Origin of the sequence: Dietzia sp. 179-F 9C3 NHS, from assembly GCF_045369825.1 — a bacterium.
In the GTDB taxonomy this organism is placed as follows: domain Bacteria; phylum Actinomycetota; class Actinomycetes; order Mycobacteriales; family Mycobacteriaceae; genus Dietzia.
In genome coordinates this window covers 28,218-44,144 of sequence record NZ_JBIQES010000005.1, presented here as the reverse complement: position 1 = coordinate 44,144, position 15,927 = coordinate 28,218, and the positions used below count along the sequence as shown (strand labels likewise).

The following is a 15,927-nucleotide window of genomic DNA, read 5'->3' as shown; positions in this document are numbered from 1 at the left end:
CCCGGATCGAGCCCGCCCGGGCTCCCGGGCACGGTTTCGAACCACCCACGAACGCCGATCGAGGAAAGGACGAGTCAATGCCCGCCACCCTGTCCCACGCGGTAAGCGGACCCCGCTCCGCGGACACCCCCGTCGTGGTCCTGCTCGGATCGCTCGGTTCCGACCGCTCCATGTGGGACGCGCAAGTCCGCGACCTGGCGGGTGACCACACCGTGGTGGCGATCGACCACCGCGGCCATGGTGGCTCGGAGGTCGTCCCCGGGCCGTGCACCATTGCCGATCTCGCCGGCGACGTCACTGCCCTCCTCGACTCGCTCTCAATTGACCGATTCCACGTCGTCGGCCTCTCCCTGGGCGGCGCGGTGGCACAGTGGCTCGCCGTCCACGAGGCCCCGCGGGTGCGGTCGACGGCCCTGCTGTGCACGGCGGCCAGGTTCGGCGAGCCGGCAGGATGGGTCGAGCGGGCCACCGCGGTTCGCGAGGGCGGCACCGCCGCTGTGGCCGACGCCGTCATCGCCCGGTGGATCACATCCGCGCGCGCGCAGGCCGACCCCGAACTGGTGACCCGTCTGCGCGAGATGGTCCTCGCCACCCCGGCCGAGGGGTACGCGGCAGCCTGCGACGCCCTGTCCGGCTGGGACAACCGCGCCGATCTCGGCCGCATCACGTGCCCCACCCTCGTCCTCGCCGGTGACGAGGACCCCTCGACCCCGCCCGAGGTGCTCGAGGAGATCGCCGACGGCGTGCCGGGCTCGGAGTTCGTCACCCTCTCCCCCGCCGCGCACGTCCCCACCGTCGAGATCCCCGAGCGCGTCACCGAGCAGCTGCGAGCCCATCTGACCGCCGCCGGACAGAAGGAGTCGGAGTGACAGGCGACGACGGCGTGAGCACCTCCGCGGAAGCCACCGTCGAATCCGACCGCTCTGCCTCCCCCGACTTCGTCCAGTCCCTCGCCCGCGGGCTGTCGGTGATCCGCGCGTTCGACGCCCGCCGGCCCCGACAGAGCCTCAGTGACGTCGCGCGCAACACCGGGCTGACCCGGGCGACCGCCCGCCGATTCCTGCACACGCTCGTCGAGCTGGGTTACGTCGACACCGCCGATTCCGTCTTCTGGTTGACCCCCCGGGTTCTCGACCTCGGCTACAGCTACCTGTCCGCCCTCCCCCTGACCGACCTCGCCCAGCCGCATCTGGAGAAGCTCAGTTCCCGTCTGGGCGAGTCGTCGTCGGTCGCGGTGCTCGACGGCGCCGACATCGTCTACGTCGGTCGCGTTCAGGTCCGCCGCATCATGACCATCGGCATCACCATCGGGACCCGGTTCCCCGCGTACGCGACGTCGATGGGGCGGGTTCTGCTCGCCGCCCTTCCCGCCGACGATCTCGACGCCTACCTCGACGCGACGGATCTGCGGGCACTGACCCCCCACGGGCTCGCCGACCAGGGTGCGCTGCGCGCCGAACTGTCGCGGGTGGCCGAACAGGGCTGGTGCGTGGTCGACCAGGAGCTCGAACCCGGCCTCCGATCGGTCGCGGCGCCGGTCCACGACCGCAGCGGCGCGGTCCGGGCCGCGCTCAACGTTTCCACTCATGCCGCCAGATACTCACCCGAGCAACTCCACGAGGAGCTCATACCCGAGCTGCTGGCCACGGCGCGCGCGCTGTCGGCCGATCTCGCCATCGTCAACCGCTGACCCCGTGCCGAGGAGCACCCATGCGTGATGTCGTCATCTGCCAACCCCTACGCACCCCCGTCGGACGATTCGGAGGGGTGTTCCGCGACCTCGACGCGAACACCCTCGCGACCGGTCTGCTCACCGCTCTCATCGAGCGCACCGGCCTGACCGGCGCCGACGTCGACGACGTCATCCTGGGCCAGGGGTCACCGAGCGGCGAGGGGCCGGCGATCGGGCGCATCGCCGCGCTCGACTCCCCGCTGGGGATCGACGTGCCGGGCATGCAGCTCGACCGTCGCTGCGGTTCCGGCCTCCAGGCGATCATCACGGGCGCGCTCCAGGTGGCCTCCGGCGGCATGGATCTCGTGGTGGCAGGTGGCGTGGAGTCCATGAGCCAGGTGGAGTTCTACGCCAGCCCGTCCCCGCGGTGGGGGATCAAGGGCGACGGCATTTCGCTGGTCGATCGCCTGGGCCGGGCCCGCACGACCGTCGGCGGGCTGTCCCACGTCATCGACGGCGGGATGATCGAGACCGCCGAGAACCTCCGGCGCGAGTACGGGATCGGCCGCGAGGAGCAGGACCGTCTGGCCGTCCAGTCACACCAACGGGCGGTCGCCGCACAGCGTTCCGGCGCGTTCGGCGAGGAGATCGTCCCGGTCACCATCCCGCAGCGCAAGGGTGACGACCTGGTCGTAGACACCGACGAGCACCCGCGTGCGGACTCCAGCGTGGAGGCGCTTGCTGAGCTGCGCCCGATCATGGGACGTGCGGACTCCGGGGCCACCGTCACCGCCGGCAACGCCTCCGGTCAGAACGACGGCGCCGCGATGTGCGTGGTGACCACCGCCGACAGGGCGGCAACTCTCAGCCTGACCCCGATCGTGCGTCTGGCCTCCTGGGCCGTCGCGGGCGTCGCCCCGGAGACCATGGGCATCGGTCCGGTCCCAGCGACCGCCAAGGCACTCGACCGGCTGGGTCTCACGCTGGCCGACATGGACGTCATCGAACTCAACGAGGCGTTCGCCGCGCAGGCTCTGGCCGTTATGCGTGAATGGGACATCGATCCGGCTTCCGAGCACCTCAACCCGCACGGTTCCGGCATCTCTCTCGGCCATCCCGTCGGCGCGACCGGTGCCCGGATGCTCGCGACCCTCTCCCGCGAGATGGTCCACCGGGACGCGCAGTGGGGCCTGGAGACCATGTGCATCGGCGGTGGCCAGGGCCTGGCGGCGGTATTCGAGCGCGTCTGATCCACCGAATGCACAGCATCCGCCCCCACCGATTGCACAACACCAGCCCGGAGACCACTCGGATGATGCCCGGCTGAGGTTGTGCGCTCGGGCACGGGCCGGCACGTACCGACGCCACAGCCACTGGCGCCGACGCCACGGCCGCGCACCCTCGACGGGTACGCGGCCGTGGCGGTTGCGGGGGCGGATGCCCGGCGTGTCAGTCCTCGATGCGCGAGGGGTGCCGCGTCAGCGCCATGACCTCGATGTCCATGTACGGGAACAGCGGCAGCCCCTGGAGGAGCTCGTGCAGCTCGTCGGCGGACTCCACGTCGAAGATCGAGATGTTGGAGTACTGGCCAACGATGCGCCAGAGCTCGCGCCACGTGCCGGAACGCTGCAGCTCCTGGCTGTAGGCCTTCTCGCGGGCGACGGTCTCGGCGCGCACCTCGGGGTCGAGGTCGTGGGGGATCTTGACGTCCATGCGGACGTGGAACAGGGCCATGACGGGCCTCCTTCTCTACGGGTGTGGTGGGCGGGCCCCGACGGAGCCCCGCCCGGGACCAGCGCGGCCCCGGGCCGCGGACTCAGTGGCGGGTGAACTTCTCGACGGCGTCGTGGTCGATCTCCACGCCCAGGCCCGGGCCCTCGGGCAGATGGACCCGACCGGCCTCGTAGCGGATGGGCGTGGTCACGTACGTCTCGGCCAGCAGCAGCGGACCGAAGAGCTCGGACCCGTAGGTGAAGCCGGGCTCGGCGCACGCCAGGTGCAGCGAGGCGACCGTGCCGATCGGGCCCTCGAGCGACGTGGCGGCGTGGCAGGCGACGCCGGCCGCGCGCGCGATGGCGACGGTCTCCTTGCCGCGCGTGAGGCCGCCGAGCTTGGTGGTCTTGACCGCGATGACGCCGGCGGCGTCGCGGCGCACCACCTCGAGGGCATCGTGCGGGGACTGGACGGACTCGTCGGCCATGAACTGCACCGGCAAGGTGCGGTTCAGCTCGGCGAGCACCTCGATCTGCTCGGTGGGCGTCGGCTGCTCGATGAGTTCGATGCCGGCGTCGACCAGGGCCGGGAGGTGCAGGTTGGCGGTGAGGCGGTCCCAGCGGGCGTTGATGTCCACGCGCAGGCCGGCGCGGCCGTCGAGGCGCTCGGCGAGCGCGGCGATGCGGGCCACGTCCTCGGCCGGGTCGAGCGCGCCCATCTTGAGCTTGAACGTGCGGTGCCGGTCGGCGGCGAGCAGCTCGTCGATCTCGGCGACCATCTCCTCGAGTGGCATGGCGCCCAGGGCCCAGGTGCACTCGATGGAGTCGCGGACGGCGCCGCCGAGCAGCGAGCGCACCGGCACGTCGAGGGAGCGGGCCCACGCGTCGAACATGGCGATCTCGAGCGCCGCCTTGGCGAAGCGGCCGCGGGCCACCACGCCCTCCATCACCTCGAGGACGGCTGGGATCTCGTCGACCCGGCGGCCGACGGCGACGGGGGCGAGGTACTTCTCCACAAGTACCTGCATGGTCTCGGCCGACTCGCCGCCCCACCAGGGTCCGCCCGGCGTCACGCCCTCGCCGTAGCCGACGACCCCGGCCTCGGTGGTCACGGAGACGAGCAGGATCGCCTGGGCGGTGGCGGTTGTCGTGGCGAACTTGTGAGGCCGGATGAGCGGCACGTCGAGGATCCGCGTCTCCACGGAACGGATGGTCAGGTCAGACATGGGGGTTCCTTTGCTGGGTCGGCCGGTCAACCGCCGAGGCCCCGGTCGCTCGTGGCGACCGGGGCTGACGGAGTGGTAATGCGTGGGTCGGGGCCGGTCAGGCCACGAACCGCTTGTCCGAGACGGGGTCCAGCACGAAGTCGTACTCGACCTCGTCGATCCCATCGGCATTGGGCTGCGGGTTCAGGATCAGCTCGGGCTTGACCGCACCGGCCACGTCGTCCTCGACCCACTGGCCACCCTGGAAGTACAGCTGGGTGGTGATGAGGCGCTTGCCCGGCGCGGTCACCTTGAGGTGCAGGTGCGCGGGACGCCACGGGTGACCACCGTAGCTGGCGATGAACTCACCGGTCGGGCCGTCGTGCGGGATCTGGTAAGGCGCAGGCTGGACCGTGGTGATGTGGAAGTGCCCCTCGGCGTCGGTGCTGAAGGTCGCACGCAGGTTCCACGTCGGGATGCCGAGTCCGTCGTCGAACTGCGAGTAGTAGCCATCAGAGTCGGCGTGCCACAGCTCGACGGTGGCGCCCTCGATGCCGGAGCCGTCGAGGTCGCGGACCTGGCCGCGGAAGATGAACTTGGTCCCCTTCTCGTCCTCACGCATCGGCATGACGCCCTCGGAGCCCAGGTTCGGGGCGTGCGGCACGTAGTACGGCCCTTCAATGGAGCCCTTGGTTCCCTGGAAAATCCGGCTGTTGGAGTCCTCGATGAAGTGCTCCAGGAAGACGTCCAGCCACAGCGGCCACTCGCCGCCTTCGCCGACCTCGATGAGCCACTGCTTGAGGACGCGGTACTCGTCGTAGGTGACTTCGTGCTCGTAGATGACCTCGGACAGCTTGGTCAGGACGTCCTTGTAGATCGCGGCCGCACGCTCCTCGGAGGTGTCGGAGGTGAAGCGGTTGCCCTTGAACTTGTCGGTGGCGGCGCTTCCGGAGCCGGCGGCGCTCGGAACTGCGGTGCTGGTCATGACGCTCCTTGAGTGGTGTCGGGTGAGGTACGGATCGGACCGGCTGGCCCGGTCGATAGCCCCACTGTGCGCCCAAAGTGATGTGTCGTCAATCACCAGCCTCAACATCTATAGAGGACAACTCGTGCACTCTCCGCACGGATTATTCACAAACCCGCAGGTCGGCGGCCTGGGCCCCGGTTCGCGTTCGCAGTGCGAACGCCTGGCACCTAGGTATGACTAGGAGGTGCCCTAGTGTGATTGAACGCACATCCTGCCACCGTGGAGTCACACCGGAAAGCGGCCGCATGGCAGCCGGAACCGACCCACGTTAGGAGCCCTCGATGTCAGATCGACTCGACCATGTCCAGGCCACTCTCGAGACCGCTCTCGAGGACCGGCCCGAGGACGGCATCATCCGCGCCAACCGTCGCATCTTCACCGATGAGGAGATCTTCGAACTCGAGATGAAGCACATCTTCGAGGGCAACTGGGTCTACCTCGCCCACGAGAGTCAGATCCCCGAGGTGGGTGACTACTTCACCACCGACATCGGCCGCCAGCCCGTCGTGATCACCCGCGGCAAGGACGGGAAGCTCAACTGCCTCATCAACGCCTGCTCGCACCGGGGCGCGATGCTCTGCCGCCGCAAGACGGACAACCGCACCACCCTCACCTGCCCGTTCCACGGCTGGACGTTCTCCAACTCGGGTGAGCTCCTCAAGGTCAAGGATCCCCGTGACGCCGGCTACCCCGAGCAGTTCAACACCGGCGGCTCCCACGACCTGCGTCGCGTGGCCCGCTTCGAGAGCTACCGCGGCTTCCTGTTCGGCAGCCTCAACCCGGACGTACTGCCGCTCGAGGAGCACCTCGGGGACAGCACGGTCATCATCGACATGCTGGTCGACCAGTCCCCCCAGGGTCTCGAGGTGTTGCGCGGGTCGTCGACCTACACCTACGACGGCAACTGGAAGCTGCAGGCCGAAAATGGTGCCGACGGTTACCACGTCTCGGCCACCCACTGGAACTACGCAGCGACCACCGCCCGTCGTGGTTCGGGTGAGTCCAAGAACGAGACCAAGGCCATGGACGCTGGCACCTGGGGCAAACAGGGTGGCGGCTACTGGTCGTTCGAGCACGGCCATCTCCTGCTGTGGATGTGGTGGGGCAACCCCGAGGACCGTCCGCTATGGGACCGCCGGCAGGAGCTCGCGGACCAGATCGGCGAGAAGAAGGCCGAGTTCATGGTGGGCGCCTCTCGCAACCTGTGCCTGTACCCGAACGTCTACCTGATGGATCAGTTCTCCAGCCAGATTCGGCACTTCAAGCCCATCTCGGTCGACAAGACCGAGGTGACGATCTACTGCATCGCGCCCAAGGGCGAGAGCGCCGAGGCCCGAGCCGCCCGCATCCGCCAGTACGAGGACTTCTTCAACGCCACCGGCATGGCCACCCCGGACGATCTGGAGGAGTTCCGCTCCTGCCAGAAGACCTACCTCGCCGACGCCGCGCCGTGGAACGACATGACCCGCGGCAGCACCCACCAGGTCACCGGCCCGGACGAGACGGCCCGCGGCCTGGGTATGGAGAACGTGCTGTCCTCCGGCGCCAAGACCGAGGACGAGGGCCTGTACCCGATCCAGCACGCCTACTGGGTCGAGACCATGCAGCGGGCACTCGAGGCCGAGAAGGCCGCGTGCGAGGCCGAGGAGCCGGGGGCGGGCGCTCCCGGTCGTGCGCCGCAGCACGCGACGGTCTCCGCCGACGCCTGAGCCGACCGCACCCACGCCCGAACGACTCCTACGCCCCACGAAAGGCATGACCATGTCCGCACCCGCCGCGGCGTCGATCTCCATCGATGAGATCTCCGCCTTCCTGTTCCGCGAGGCACGCCTGCTCGACGACCGCCAGTTCGAGCAGTGGATCGAGTGCTACCGCGAGGACGCCATGTACTGGATGCCCGCCTGGGACGACGACGGCGAGCTCACCACCGACCCCTACTCCGAGATCTCGCTGATCTTCTACCCCAACCGGGCCGGGATCGAGGACCGAGTGTTCCGCATCCGGACCGACCGGTCGTCGGCCACCTCGCTGCCCGAGCCGCGCACGAACCACCTCATCAGCAACATCGAGGTCCTCGACCGCCGGCCCGGCGAGGTGGACGTCCGCTTCAACTGGATCTCGTCGTACTTCCGCTACAAGAACACGGACCAGTACTTCGGCACGTCGTTCTACACCCTCGACGTCACCGGTGAGTCCCCGCTGATCACCTACAAGAAGGTCGTCCTGAAGAACGACTACATCCACCACATCGTGGACGTCTACATGGTGTGACGCCACGTATCGTCGGCGCCCGCCCCAGGGCGCCGGCACCTACCCGGTCGCCGCGCGCGGCCGACCAGCCAGCGACCAGGAGTAAGACCCATGAACTACCAGGTAGCCCTGAGCTTCGAAGACGGGGTGACGCGCTTCATCAACTGTGGCCCGTCGGAGACCGTCGCCGACGCTTCGTACAAAGCCCGGATCAACATCCCCCTCGACTGCCGTGACGGCGCGTGCGGGACATGCAAATCCCTGTGCGAGTCCGGCGATTACGACGGCGGCGACTACATCGACGACGCGCTCACCGATGCCGAGGTCGAGGCCGGGTACTGCCTGCCGTGCCAGATGGTCCCGCGCTCCGACCTGGTCGTGCAGATCCCCACCACCTCGGACGTCGCCAAGACCGCCGCCGCCGCTCACCCCGCGACGGTGACGGCGGTCGAGCGGCTGGCCGAGGGCGCGTTCGCGCTCACGGTCGAACTGGACGATCGCGAAGCCCTGGCGTTCCTGCCCGGCCAGTACGTCAACATCGCGGTGCCGGGCACCGACCAGACCCGGTCGTACTCGTTCTCCACCGGCGCCGACTCCACCCACCTTTCGTTCCTCATCAAGTACGCGGCGGGTGGCGCCATGTCCGAGTACCTCGCCCAGCGCAGCGCGGTGGGCGACCGGCTGGAACTGACCGGCCCGATGGGCAGCTTTTTCCTCCGCGAGTCCACGCGTCCGCTCCTGCTGCTCGCGGGCGGCACCGGCCTGGCGCCGGTCCTGTCCATCCTCGAGACGCTCGCCGCGGCCGGCACGACCGACCGACCGGTCCACCTCATCTACGGCACCTCGTTCGACACCGACGTCGTCTACACCGACCTGCTCGACGAGTTCACCACCCGCATCCCCGGAATGACCTGGGACCTCGTCGTCGCCGATCCCCAGACTAAGCACCCCAACTCCGGTTACGTCACGAGCCTGATCCGCCCCGAGCACCTCCACGGCGGCTCCACCGACATCTACCTGTGCGGCCCGCCTCCGATGGTCGAGGCCGTGCGCGGGTTCCTGGACGACGAAGGTCTGCAGGTCACGCACTTCTACTACGAGAAGTTCACCCCTGCCGCCGCGGCGCCGGCCCCACCGGCCCCCGCCGCCACGGGCACCGAACCGGCGGAGCCGGTAAAGGCCGGGACCGACGGCACCTCCGCCGTTCAGACCGAGGAGCGCGCTGTGACCCCCGCGGCGCCCACAGCTCCCACGATGCCCCCGACGTCCGCACCGGACACGCCCGCCTCGGCCGCTCCCGCACCCGCGATGCCGCTGGTCGCGAGACGGCCCGGCGAGCCGGTCCCCGCCATCGAGGCCCGGCCCGTCGGCTACGCACCACCGGCCCCCGGCGGTCACCCGACCCCCGCGGCCACCTCGGCGGAACCGCCGGCCCCTATCGCCGCCCGCCCTGTCGGCCACACCCCGCCCGCGCCCGGACTGTTTCCCGCGCCGGTCACCGCGACCGAACCCGAGGCCCCGATCGCCGCCCGCCCGGTCGGCTACACGCCGCCGCAGGTCACCCTCGCGCCCTCGACCGCGCCGACCACCTCGAACGCGGCCGCCACCATCTTGCTGGCGGACGGCGACCGCTCCGAGACCATCACCTCGGGACCCGGCGTCGTCAGCGGCGAGATCCACCCCGCGATCCGCCACTCTGACGCCCAGTTCGACGCCCGCATGGCCCTCGAGCTCGGCGTGGTCGAGCTGACGATGGGCCGCCTCGATGCCGCGCGCCTCGCCGAGTTCCGGATGCTCGCCGAGTCGGCCAACCAGTACATCGAGGGCGACCACTTCCTCGACCCCGAGCGGTTCACCGCCGCCAACGCCCAGTTCCACGAGTTCCTGTTCCGCTGCACCGGCAACGACTCGCTGCTGCAGGCCTACCGCATGCTGGAGGTGACCCAGGTGATGAACAGCGTCCTGCCCGACGCCCGCTGGGTGTCCGAGGACATCGTCCCCGAGCACCTGGAGATCGTGACCGCGTTCGAGAACAACGACCGCGACGCGGCGCGGTACCTCATCCGCCGCCACACCGAACACGCCAAGACCACCATGCGCACGGCCCTGGACCAGCAGGCCGCCGACCAGGAGAACGTGGGGGCGGCGTCGTGAGCGCGCCCGTCGGCGAGTACGACCCCGTGCACCCCGTGCTGTCCCCCGGTCGTTTCGCCGGACGGTCGGTGCTCATCACCGGCGCGGTCCAGGGCATCGGCCGCGCCGTCGCCGACCGGGTGGTCCGCGAGGGCGGACAAGTCACCGTCGTCGACCGCGCCGACCTCATCACCGAGGTAGCCGACGAGCTGACCGCGGTGTCCCCGGACGGCCACCGCGTGGTCCCCGTTGAGGCTGACCTGGAGACGTTCGAGGGCGCACAGTCCGCGGCGGAGGCCGCGCTCGGCGCGCACGGGCGGATCGACACGCTCATCAATAACGTCGGCGGGACCATCTGGGCCCGCCCGTACCACGAGTACTCGGCCGAGCAGATCGAGGCCGAGGTCCGGCGGTCACTGTTCCCCACACTGTGGATGTGCCGCGCCGTTCTGCCGTCGATGGTCTCCGCCGGCGCGGGCACGATCGTCAACGTCTCCTCCGTCGCCACCCGAGGGGTCAACCGGGTCCCCTACGCCGCGTCCAAGGGAGGCGTCAATGGCCTGACCTCGGCGCTAGCCTTCGAGGCTGCGCCCCACGGGGTGCGGGTGGTGGCCACCGCCCCCGGCGGCACGCTGGCCCCCGAACGGAAGATCTCCCGCGGCGGTGACGCCCGCACCGATCAGGAGAAGGCCTGGTACTCGCAGATCGTCGAGCAGACGGTCGACTCCACGGTGATGGGTCGCTACGGGACCCTCCACGAGCAGGCCGCCCCGATCTGCTTCCTCGCGTCCGACGAGGCCTCCTACATCACCGGATCCGTCCTGCCCGTCGCCGGCGGCGATCAGGGCTGACCAGCCCCGCCCCTTCCCGGGCCGGGCGGCCCTCCCGTCAGCCCCGCCCTCGCACCCGTCTTCGTACCGCCCTCTCACCGGCACCCCTGCCACCACCGAACGGAGCCCTCCCGTGTCCTCGAGCCCTCCCGCGTCCCCCGGGCCTGCGCGACCACATCGGATGGCGCGGCCTGTTCCTCATCGGCGCCCTTCCACTGGTACTGCTCCTGCCGTACGCCTGGTACACGTTGCCCGAGTCACCGCGCTGGCTGGCCTCCCGCGGCCACACCGCACGCGCCGCCCGGATCTGCGCGACCACCGGCCTGCCCACCGAGATGGTACGAACGGAGGGCGCACCCCTCACCGCCGCCACGACGACGGGGGACTGGGACGACGACGAGGTGGGCACCCGCACCGGCTTCGCCGCCCTGCTGTCGCGGGATTACCGCCTCGGCACCCTGCTGCTGGGCTTCATGAGCTTCGCCGGCCTGCTGTTGACGTACGGGCTGAACACCTGGCTCCCCACCATCATGGAGGCCTACGGGATCGACGCCAGAAGCTCGCTGGGATTCCTGCTGGTGCTCAACGGCGGCGCGATCGTCGGTGGCCTGGCCGCGTCCTGGCTGGCCGACCGGCACGGGCCACGCGTGATCGTCACCTGCTCCTTCCTGCTGGCCACGTTTGCTCTGGTTGCCGTCACGGTCTTCCCGCCGCTCGTCCTGGTGGCGGCCCTGGTTGCGGCCGCCGGGATGGGCACCATCGGCACACAGGTCCTTCTCTACGGCTTCGTTTCGAACTATTACGAGACCGGCGCCCGCGCCGCGGGCGTGGCCTGGTGCGCGGGCTTCGGGCGCCTGGGCGGGATCCTCGGTCCGGTGATCGGCGGGTTCCTCGTCGCGGCCGGTCTGGAGGCCAACACGTCCTTCCTGGTGTTCGGCGGCATCGCCCTCGTGGGTGCGGCCCTCACCCGGGCCGTTCCCCGCTCCCCCGGGCTGCGCGCGCCCAGCCCGGTGTCGGCGCCCGTCGCCTCCGCGGGGCCGGATCTACGCTGACCGCATGACCTTCGCTCACCCCGTCCCCCGCTACGGTCACCACCGCGCCGCGGATCGCCTCCACGCGATCCACGGCGCGGTGGCGGGCGAGCGGTCGTCGATCGTCCTGGTCACCGCTGCCGACGGCGGCGGCAAGAGCCACCTCGTCGACTCCGTGGTCGCCGAGCTGTCCGGGGTGACGTCCGTGCTCGTCCGCGCGCTGCCGTGGGAGAAGGACGCGCGATGGGTTGTGGCAGAGCGGGTCCTCGAGCGCTTGCCCCGACCCGACACCGAGCCCGCGCGCCGGCCCGGGCCCGAGGAGACCGAGCCCGCCGGTGCCCCGGTGCTGGTCGACGCGCTGGCCGCTGCCCTGGTCTCCGCGGGGCCGGGTGCGGTGGTCGTCGTCGACGACGCCGAATACGCCGACCCCGCCTCGCTGCGGGTCCTCGCCTCGGCGCTCGAGGACGCCGGCGGCGCGTCCGTCTTGCTCGTGCTGACCCTCGGCAGCCCCGCGCAGGGTCCGTCCGCTGACCTCTGCTCCGAACTCGCACGCGAGACCGTGCGACTCGGGGCGCTCGACCAGTCCGAGATCCGCACCCTCGTCGCCACCCGCACCGGTCGTGAACCGTCGGCCGCAGCGGCCCGGCGCCTGCTCGACTACACCGGCGGCGAGGCCGGGGCCGTCGCGACCGTCGCCGACCAGGCCCCCGACTCCTGGTGGAACGCCCCCTTCTCCGTCCCACCCCTGCCCGCGTCCGTCGAGCGGGAGATCGCCGCCCTGCTCGACGGGATGGACCCGAACCACCGCGCGGTGATCGAGGCCGCCGCCGTCCTGTCGCCCCCGGTCACCTACGAGGCGCTGTCCGCGCTGCTCGCCGCACGCTCCCGCATCACCGTCTCGCCCGCGCTCATCGGCGCGGCCCTCGACGTCGCCCACGCCGCCGACCTCGCCCGAGTGGACTTCACGCCCGGGGCGGCGAGCGTCCGGTTCCGCTCCCCGCTGTTGCGGACGGCGGTGCTGCGCGGGGTCCCGCCCAGCGAGCTGCTCCGGCTGCACACCCTCGCCGCCCACGTCGCCGACGAGGCCGGCGATCTCGACGCGGCGCTCGATCACCGCGCCTCGGCGTCGATCGGCCCGGACCCCGACCTGTCCGAGACCATGGGGGCCCGAGCACGCATGCACGCCCGCGCCGGCCGCTGGAGCTCGGCCGGGCACGCCTACCTCACCGCCGCCGCGCTCAACCCGGACGCCGAGCGCGCCCGGGACCTGCAGATCGACGGCGTCGACGCGCTGCTCAATGCCGGCCGGATCAGCGAGGCACGCTCGCTCGCCCAGAGCCTTGAGCGGGCGCGCTCGGACGCGCGACGGGACGCCGTGCTCGGCTCCCTCGCACTGCATCTCGGCCACGCCGGTGAGGCCCAGGTCCTGCTCGAACGGGCCCTCGCGGCCCGTACCGACGGCACCGCTGGCACCCCCAACTCGAATCCGGTCCCCCTCGCCCAGAAGTTCGTGGTCCACTCGTTGTGTGAGTGGCGGCCGGCGCGCATCCGCCACTGGGCCGGAGTGGTCACCGGCAGCGGACGCCCCGAGCAGCCCGAGGTCGAGGAGGCCAGGGCCATCGAGATGCTTGGTCGCGCGATCGAGGGCGGCCCCGATACCGCGCCCGCTGTCGAGGACCGCCTCGCGGGCCTGGCGCCGGCCGTCGCCCAGCGGTTCGAGATGGCGGCCGGGTGGATCGCGCTCGCTCGGGACGACCTGGAGAGCGCGCGCCGGCATCTCGGCTCGGCCGTCCCCACCGCCGACGTCTCCGGGTCGGCCCGGATCTCCATCTGGGCGCAGGCCTGGCTGGCCCGCACCCTCCTATTGCGGGGCGAGTGGGACGACGCGCTCCGCGTCGTGGACACCGCGGCCCGCCGGGTCGACGACCTCGAACTGGATCTCCTCGCGCCGGTGGTCCACTGGCCCGGCGCCGTCATCCGCTCGATGCGCGGCGATCACCTCGGCGCGGCCGCGCACCTGCGGAACCTCACCACCAGCGCCGACGCCTACCCGATCCAGGTCATCCCGTCGGCGATGGCGCGGATGCAGGTGGCGGCCTCGACCGGCGACTACTCCTCCGTCCGACTGGCTGCCCAGCCCCTTGTGGCGCTCGCCGCCGAACGCGACATCGACCAGCCCGGATACTGGCCCTGGCACGACCTCTACACCCACGCGCTGGTCTTGGCGGGCCGACTGGACGAGGCGGAGGAACTCATCGAGCCCGCCGAGGCACGCGCGGAGAGGCAGGGCCACCGATCCACCCTCGCCCGCCTCGGCGCCGTACGCGCCCGCATCGCCGCCGTCCGGGGCGACGTCGACGAGTGCAGCCGCATCTTTCGCCGCAGCCTCGACCACCTCGACGGACTGGCGATGCCCTACTACTCGGCGCGCATGCACTTCGGATATGGGCAGACCCTGCGCCGGGCCGGCCGACGCCGAGAGGCGCACCTCGCTCTGGGCACGGCGCGCGACATCTACGAACAGCTCGGGGCGCGCGCGTACGTCGAGCGGTGCGACAGGGAGCGCCGCGCTGGCGGCGTCGACGTCACCCGGACCGGGGGCAACAGCACCCTGACCCCCCAGGAGAGCGCCGTCGCGACCCTCGTCGCCGCCGGCCGCACCAACGCCCAGGCCGCCGAGGAACTGTTCCTGTCAGTCAAGACCGTCCAGTACCACCTGACCCGCATCTACTCGAAGCTCGGGGTAAGCGGACGCACCGAACTCGCCGCCTTCGTCTCCCGCAACGCCGAGCCGCTCAGAACCGACCACGACCCCCCGGGAGAACTGTGACCACCGGACCCCTGTCGACCGTCAGCCCTGCCTGGGCCGAGACCACCCGGCCCTCGCCGCGCCGGGTGCTCTCCGACATCGGCCCCCGCGAATTCGCCAACGCCCTCATCGCGCTGGTCTTCTCCGCGACCGGACCCGTCGCCGTCATCCTCACCGCCGGCGGTCAGGGAGACCTCTCCCCCGGCCAACTGTCGTCGTGGATCTTCGGCGTCTTCTTCGCCAACGGCCTGCTCACCATCCTCATGAGCTGGATCCACCGCATGCCGTTGGCCTTCTTCTGGACCATCCCCGGCACCGTCATCGTCGGCAACTCGCTCTCCCACCTGCGATGGTCGGAGGTACTCGGGGCCTATGTCGTCACCGGGGTGGTGATCCTTCTGGTCGGGCTGTCCGGCCTGGCCCGCCGGCTCATGGACTGGATCCCCATGCCGATCATCATGGCCATGGTCGCCGGGGTGTTCCTCCAGTTCGGGCTCGGCCTGGTGTCCTCCGTCTGGTCGTCCGCCGCCGTGGCCCTCCCGATGGCGCTCGCCTTCGTCGTCGTCCGCTCCGTCCCCCGCCTCGCCCGCGGGGTCCCGCCCATCCTCGCCGCCATGGTCGTCGGGACGTCGCGGTCGTCCTCACCGGCGGCCTGTCACGGGGGATCCTCGACGACGGCCTCATCGCCGCGCCCATGCTGCAGACGCCCGAGTTCACCCTGCGCGCGATGACCGAACTCGTGGTCCCACTGGCCATCACCGTGGTGGTCGTACAGAACGGGCAGGGCATTGCCGTACTGCGCGCCAAAGGCCACCACCCGCCCGTCTCCGCGTGCGCGGTCGCGTGCGGCGTCTGGTCCCTGCTCGTCTCCGCCATCGGCGCGGTCTCGACGTGCCTCACCGGGCCGACCAACGCCCTCATCGTCTCCTCCGGCGACCGCGACCGTCACTATGCCGCCGCCATCACCAACGGCACGCTGGCTCTGGTCGTGGGGGTGCTCTCCCCCGCCTTCGTCGGCCTTATCCTGGGCACACCGGCGGCCTTCATCGCCGCGCTCGGCGGGCTCGCGATGCTCGCGCCGCTCCAGTCCGCGTTCATCACCGCGTTCCGCACCGACCGCGCGCTCGGCCCGCTCGTGTGCCTGCTCGTGACCGTGGCCGACGTCTCGCTCCTGGGGATCTCGGCGCCGTTCTGGGGCATCGTGGTGGGGATGGCGGTCACTGCGATCCTCGAGCGCCGGACCCTGTCCTAACGCCGC

At 70.9% G+C, this 15,927-nt stretch carries 11 protein-coding genes and 2 pseudogenes; 10 read left to right on the top strand and 3 right to left on the bottom strand.

Annotated elements, in window-relative coordinates; all coding sequences use genetic code 11:
* Nucleotides 1-77 precede the first annotated feature (77 nt).
* Genes pcaD through ACH0BZ_RS07670 form a run of 3 tightly spaced genes read left to right on the top strand, consistent with a single transcriptional unit; the run spans nucleotide 78 to nucleotide 2,922 of the window.
* Nucleotides 78-869 carry a 3-oxoadipate enol-lactonase gene (pcaD, locus tag ACH0BZ_RS07680; RefSeq protein WP_406897482.1) on the top strand — a complete coding sequence of 264 codons (792 nt, stop codon included), beginning with the start codon at nucleotides 78-80 and terminating at the stop codon, nucleotides 867-869.
* Nucleotides 870-883: 14 nt separating this feature from the next.
* Nucleotides 884-1,690: an IclR family transcriptional regulator gene (locus tag ACH0BZ_RS07675; RefSeq protein ID WP_406897722.1), complete on the top strand. Its 807-nt coding sequence runs from the start codon at nucleotides 884-886 to the stop codon at nucleotides 1,688-1,690.
* 20 nt (nucleotides 1,691-1,710) lie between these two features.
* Nucleotides 1,711-2,922 (top strand): acetyl-CoA C-acetyltransferase, encoded by a 1,212-nt coding sequence (locus ACH0BZ_RS07670; protein ID WP_406897480.1) that lies wholly within the window; start codon nucleotides 1,711-1,713, stop codon nucleotides 2,920-2,922.
* Between the two features lie 199 nt (nucleotides 2,923-3,121).
* On the opposite strand, the gene catC is transcribed toward ACH0BZ_RS07670, so the two are convergent.
* The 3 genes from catC to catA form a co-directional block, all read right to left on the bottom strand.
* The gene (catC, locus tag ACH0BZ_RS07665; RefSeq protein ID WP_406897478.1) at nucleotides 3,122-3,406 is read right to left on the bottom strand and encodes a muconolactone Delta-isomerase; all 285 of its coding nucleotides are present in this window, start codon (nucleotides 3,404-3,406) and stop codon (nucleotides 3,122-3,124) included.
* Nucleotides 3,407-3,488: 82 nt separating this feature from the next.
* The gene (locus ACH0BZ_RS07660) at nucleotides 3,489-4,610 is read right to left on the bottom strand and encodes a muconate/chloromuconate family cycloisomerase (protein ID WP_406897476.1); all 1,122 of its coding nucleotides are present in this window, start codon (nucleotides 4,608-4,610) and stop codon (nucleotides 3,489-3,491) included.
* A gap of 97 nt (nucleotides 4,611-4,707) precedes the next feature.
* Nucleotides 4,708-5,574, bottom strand: a complete 867-nt coding sequence (catA, locus tag ACH0BZ_RS07655) for a catechol 1,2-dioxygenase (protein WP_406897474.1) — start codon at nucleotides 5,572-5,574, stop codon at nucleotides 4,708-4,710.
* Between the two features lie 323 nt (nucleotides 5,575-5,897).
* On the opposite strand from catA, the gene benA reads away from it, so the two are divergent.
* The 7 genes and pseudogenes from benA to ACH0BZ_RS07620 all read left to right on the top strand — a co-directional run bounded on the left by benA (nucleotide 5,898) and on the right by ACH0BZ_RS07620 (nucleotide 15,921).
* On the top strand, nucleotides 5,898-7,325 hold the full coding sequence (gene benA, locus ACH0BZ_RS07650; RefSeq protein WP_406897473.1) for a benzoate 1,2-dioxygenase large subunit: 1,428 nt from the start codon (nucleotides 5,898-5,900) through the stop codon (nucleotides 7,323-7,325).
* 52 nt (nucleotides 7,326-7,377) lie between these two features.
* A complete protein-coding gene (gene benB, locus ACH0BZ_RS07645; protein ID WP_406897471.1) occupies nucleotides 7,378-7,887 on the top strand; it encodes a benzoate 1,2-dioxygenase small subunit in 510 nt (169 codons plus the stop codon).
* A 90-nt stretch (nucleotides 7,888-7,977) separates the two neighbouring features.
* Nucleotides 7,978-10,020, top strand: a complete 2,043-nt coding sequence (gene benC / locus ACH0BZ_RS07640; protein ID WP_406897469.1) for a benzoate 1,2-dioxygenase electron transfer component BenC — start codon at nucleotides 7,978-7,980, stop codon at nucleotides 10,018-10,020.
* Nucleotides 10,017-10,850, top strand: a complete 834-nt coding sequence (locus tag ACH0BZ_RS07635; protein ID WP_406897468.1) for a 1,6-dihydroxycyclohexa-2,4-diene-1-carboxylate dehydrogenase — start codon at nucleotides 10,017-10,019, stop codon at nucleotides 10,848-10,850. Before benC ends, ACH0BZ_RS07635 begins: the two co-directional genes overlap by 4 nt.
* Before the next feature lie 143 nt (nucleotides 10,851-10,993).
* Nucleotides 10,994-11,881 (top strand): annotated as a pseudogene (locus tag ACH0BZ_RS07630) (MFS transporter); the annotation flags it as partial.
* 4 nt (nucleotides 11,882-11,885) lie between these two features.
* Nucleotides 11,886-14,690 carry a LuxR C-terminal-related transcriptional regulator gene (locus tag ACH0BZ_RS07625; RefSeq protein ID WP_406897466.1) on the top strand — a complete coding sequence of 935 codons (2,805 nt, stop codon included), beginning with the start codon at nucleotides 11,886-11,888 and terminating at the stop codon, nucleotides 14,688-14,690.
* A pseudogene (locus ACH0BZ_RS07620) lies at nucleotides 14,687-15,921 on the top strand (benzoate/H(+) symporter BenE family transporter). Before ACH0BZ_RS07625 ends, ACH0BZ_RS07620 begins: the two are co-directional and overlap by 4 nt.
* The last annotated feature ends 6 nt before the right edge of the window (nucleotides 15,922-15,927 follow it).

What these genes read in the sequence shown, in the direction of transcription:
- pcaD (WP_406897482.1), top strand. Translation starts at nt 78, where the DNA reads ATGCCCGCCACCCTGTCCCACGCGGTAAGCGGACCCCGCTCCGCGGAC.
- ACH0BZ_RS07670 (WP_406897480.1), top strand. Translation starts at nt 1,711, where the DNA reads ATGCGTGATGTCGTCATCTGCCAACCCCTACGCACCCCCGTCGGACGA.
- catC (WP_406897478.1), bottom strand. Translation starts at nt 3,406, where the DNA reads ATGGCCCTGTTCCACGTCCGCATGGACGTCAAGATCCCCCACGACCTC.
- ACH0BZ_RS07660 (WP_406897476.1), bottom strand. Translation starts at nt 4,610, where the DNA reads ATGTCTGACCTGACCATCCGTTCCGTGGAGACGCGGATCCTCGACGTG.
- catA (WP_406897474.1), bottom strand. Translation starts at nt 5,574, where the DNA reads ATGACCAGCACCGCAGTTCCGAGCGCCGCCGGCTCCGGAAGCGCCGCC.
- benA (WP_406897473.1), top strand. Translation starts at nt 5,898, where the DNA reads ATGTCAGATCGACTCGACCATGTCCAGGCCACTCTCGAGACCGCTCTC.
- benB (WP_406897471.1), top strand. Translation starts at nt 7,378, where the DNA reads ATGTCCGCACCCGCCGCGGCGTCGATCTCCATCGATGAGATCTCCGCC.
- benC (WP_406897469.1), top strand. Translation starts at nt 7,978, where the DNA reads ATGAACTACCAGGTAGCCCTGAGCTTCGAAGACGGGGTGACGCGCTTC.
- ACH0BZ_RS07625 (WP_406897466.1), top strand. Translation starts at nt 11,886, where the DNA reads ATGACCTTCGCTCACCCCGTCCCCCGCTACGGTCACCACCGCGCCGCG.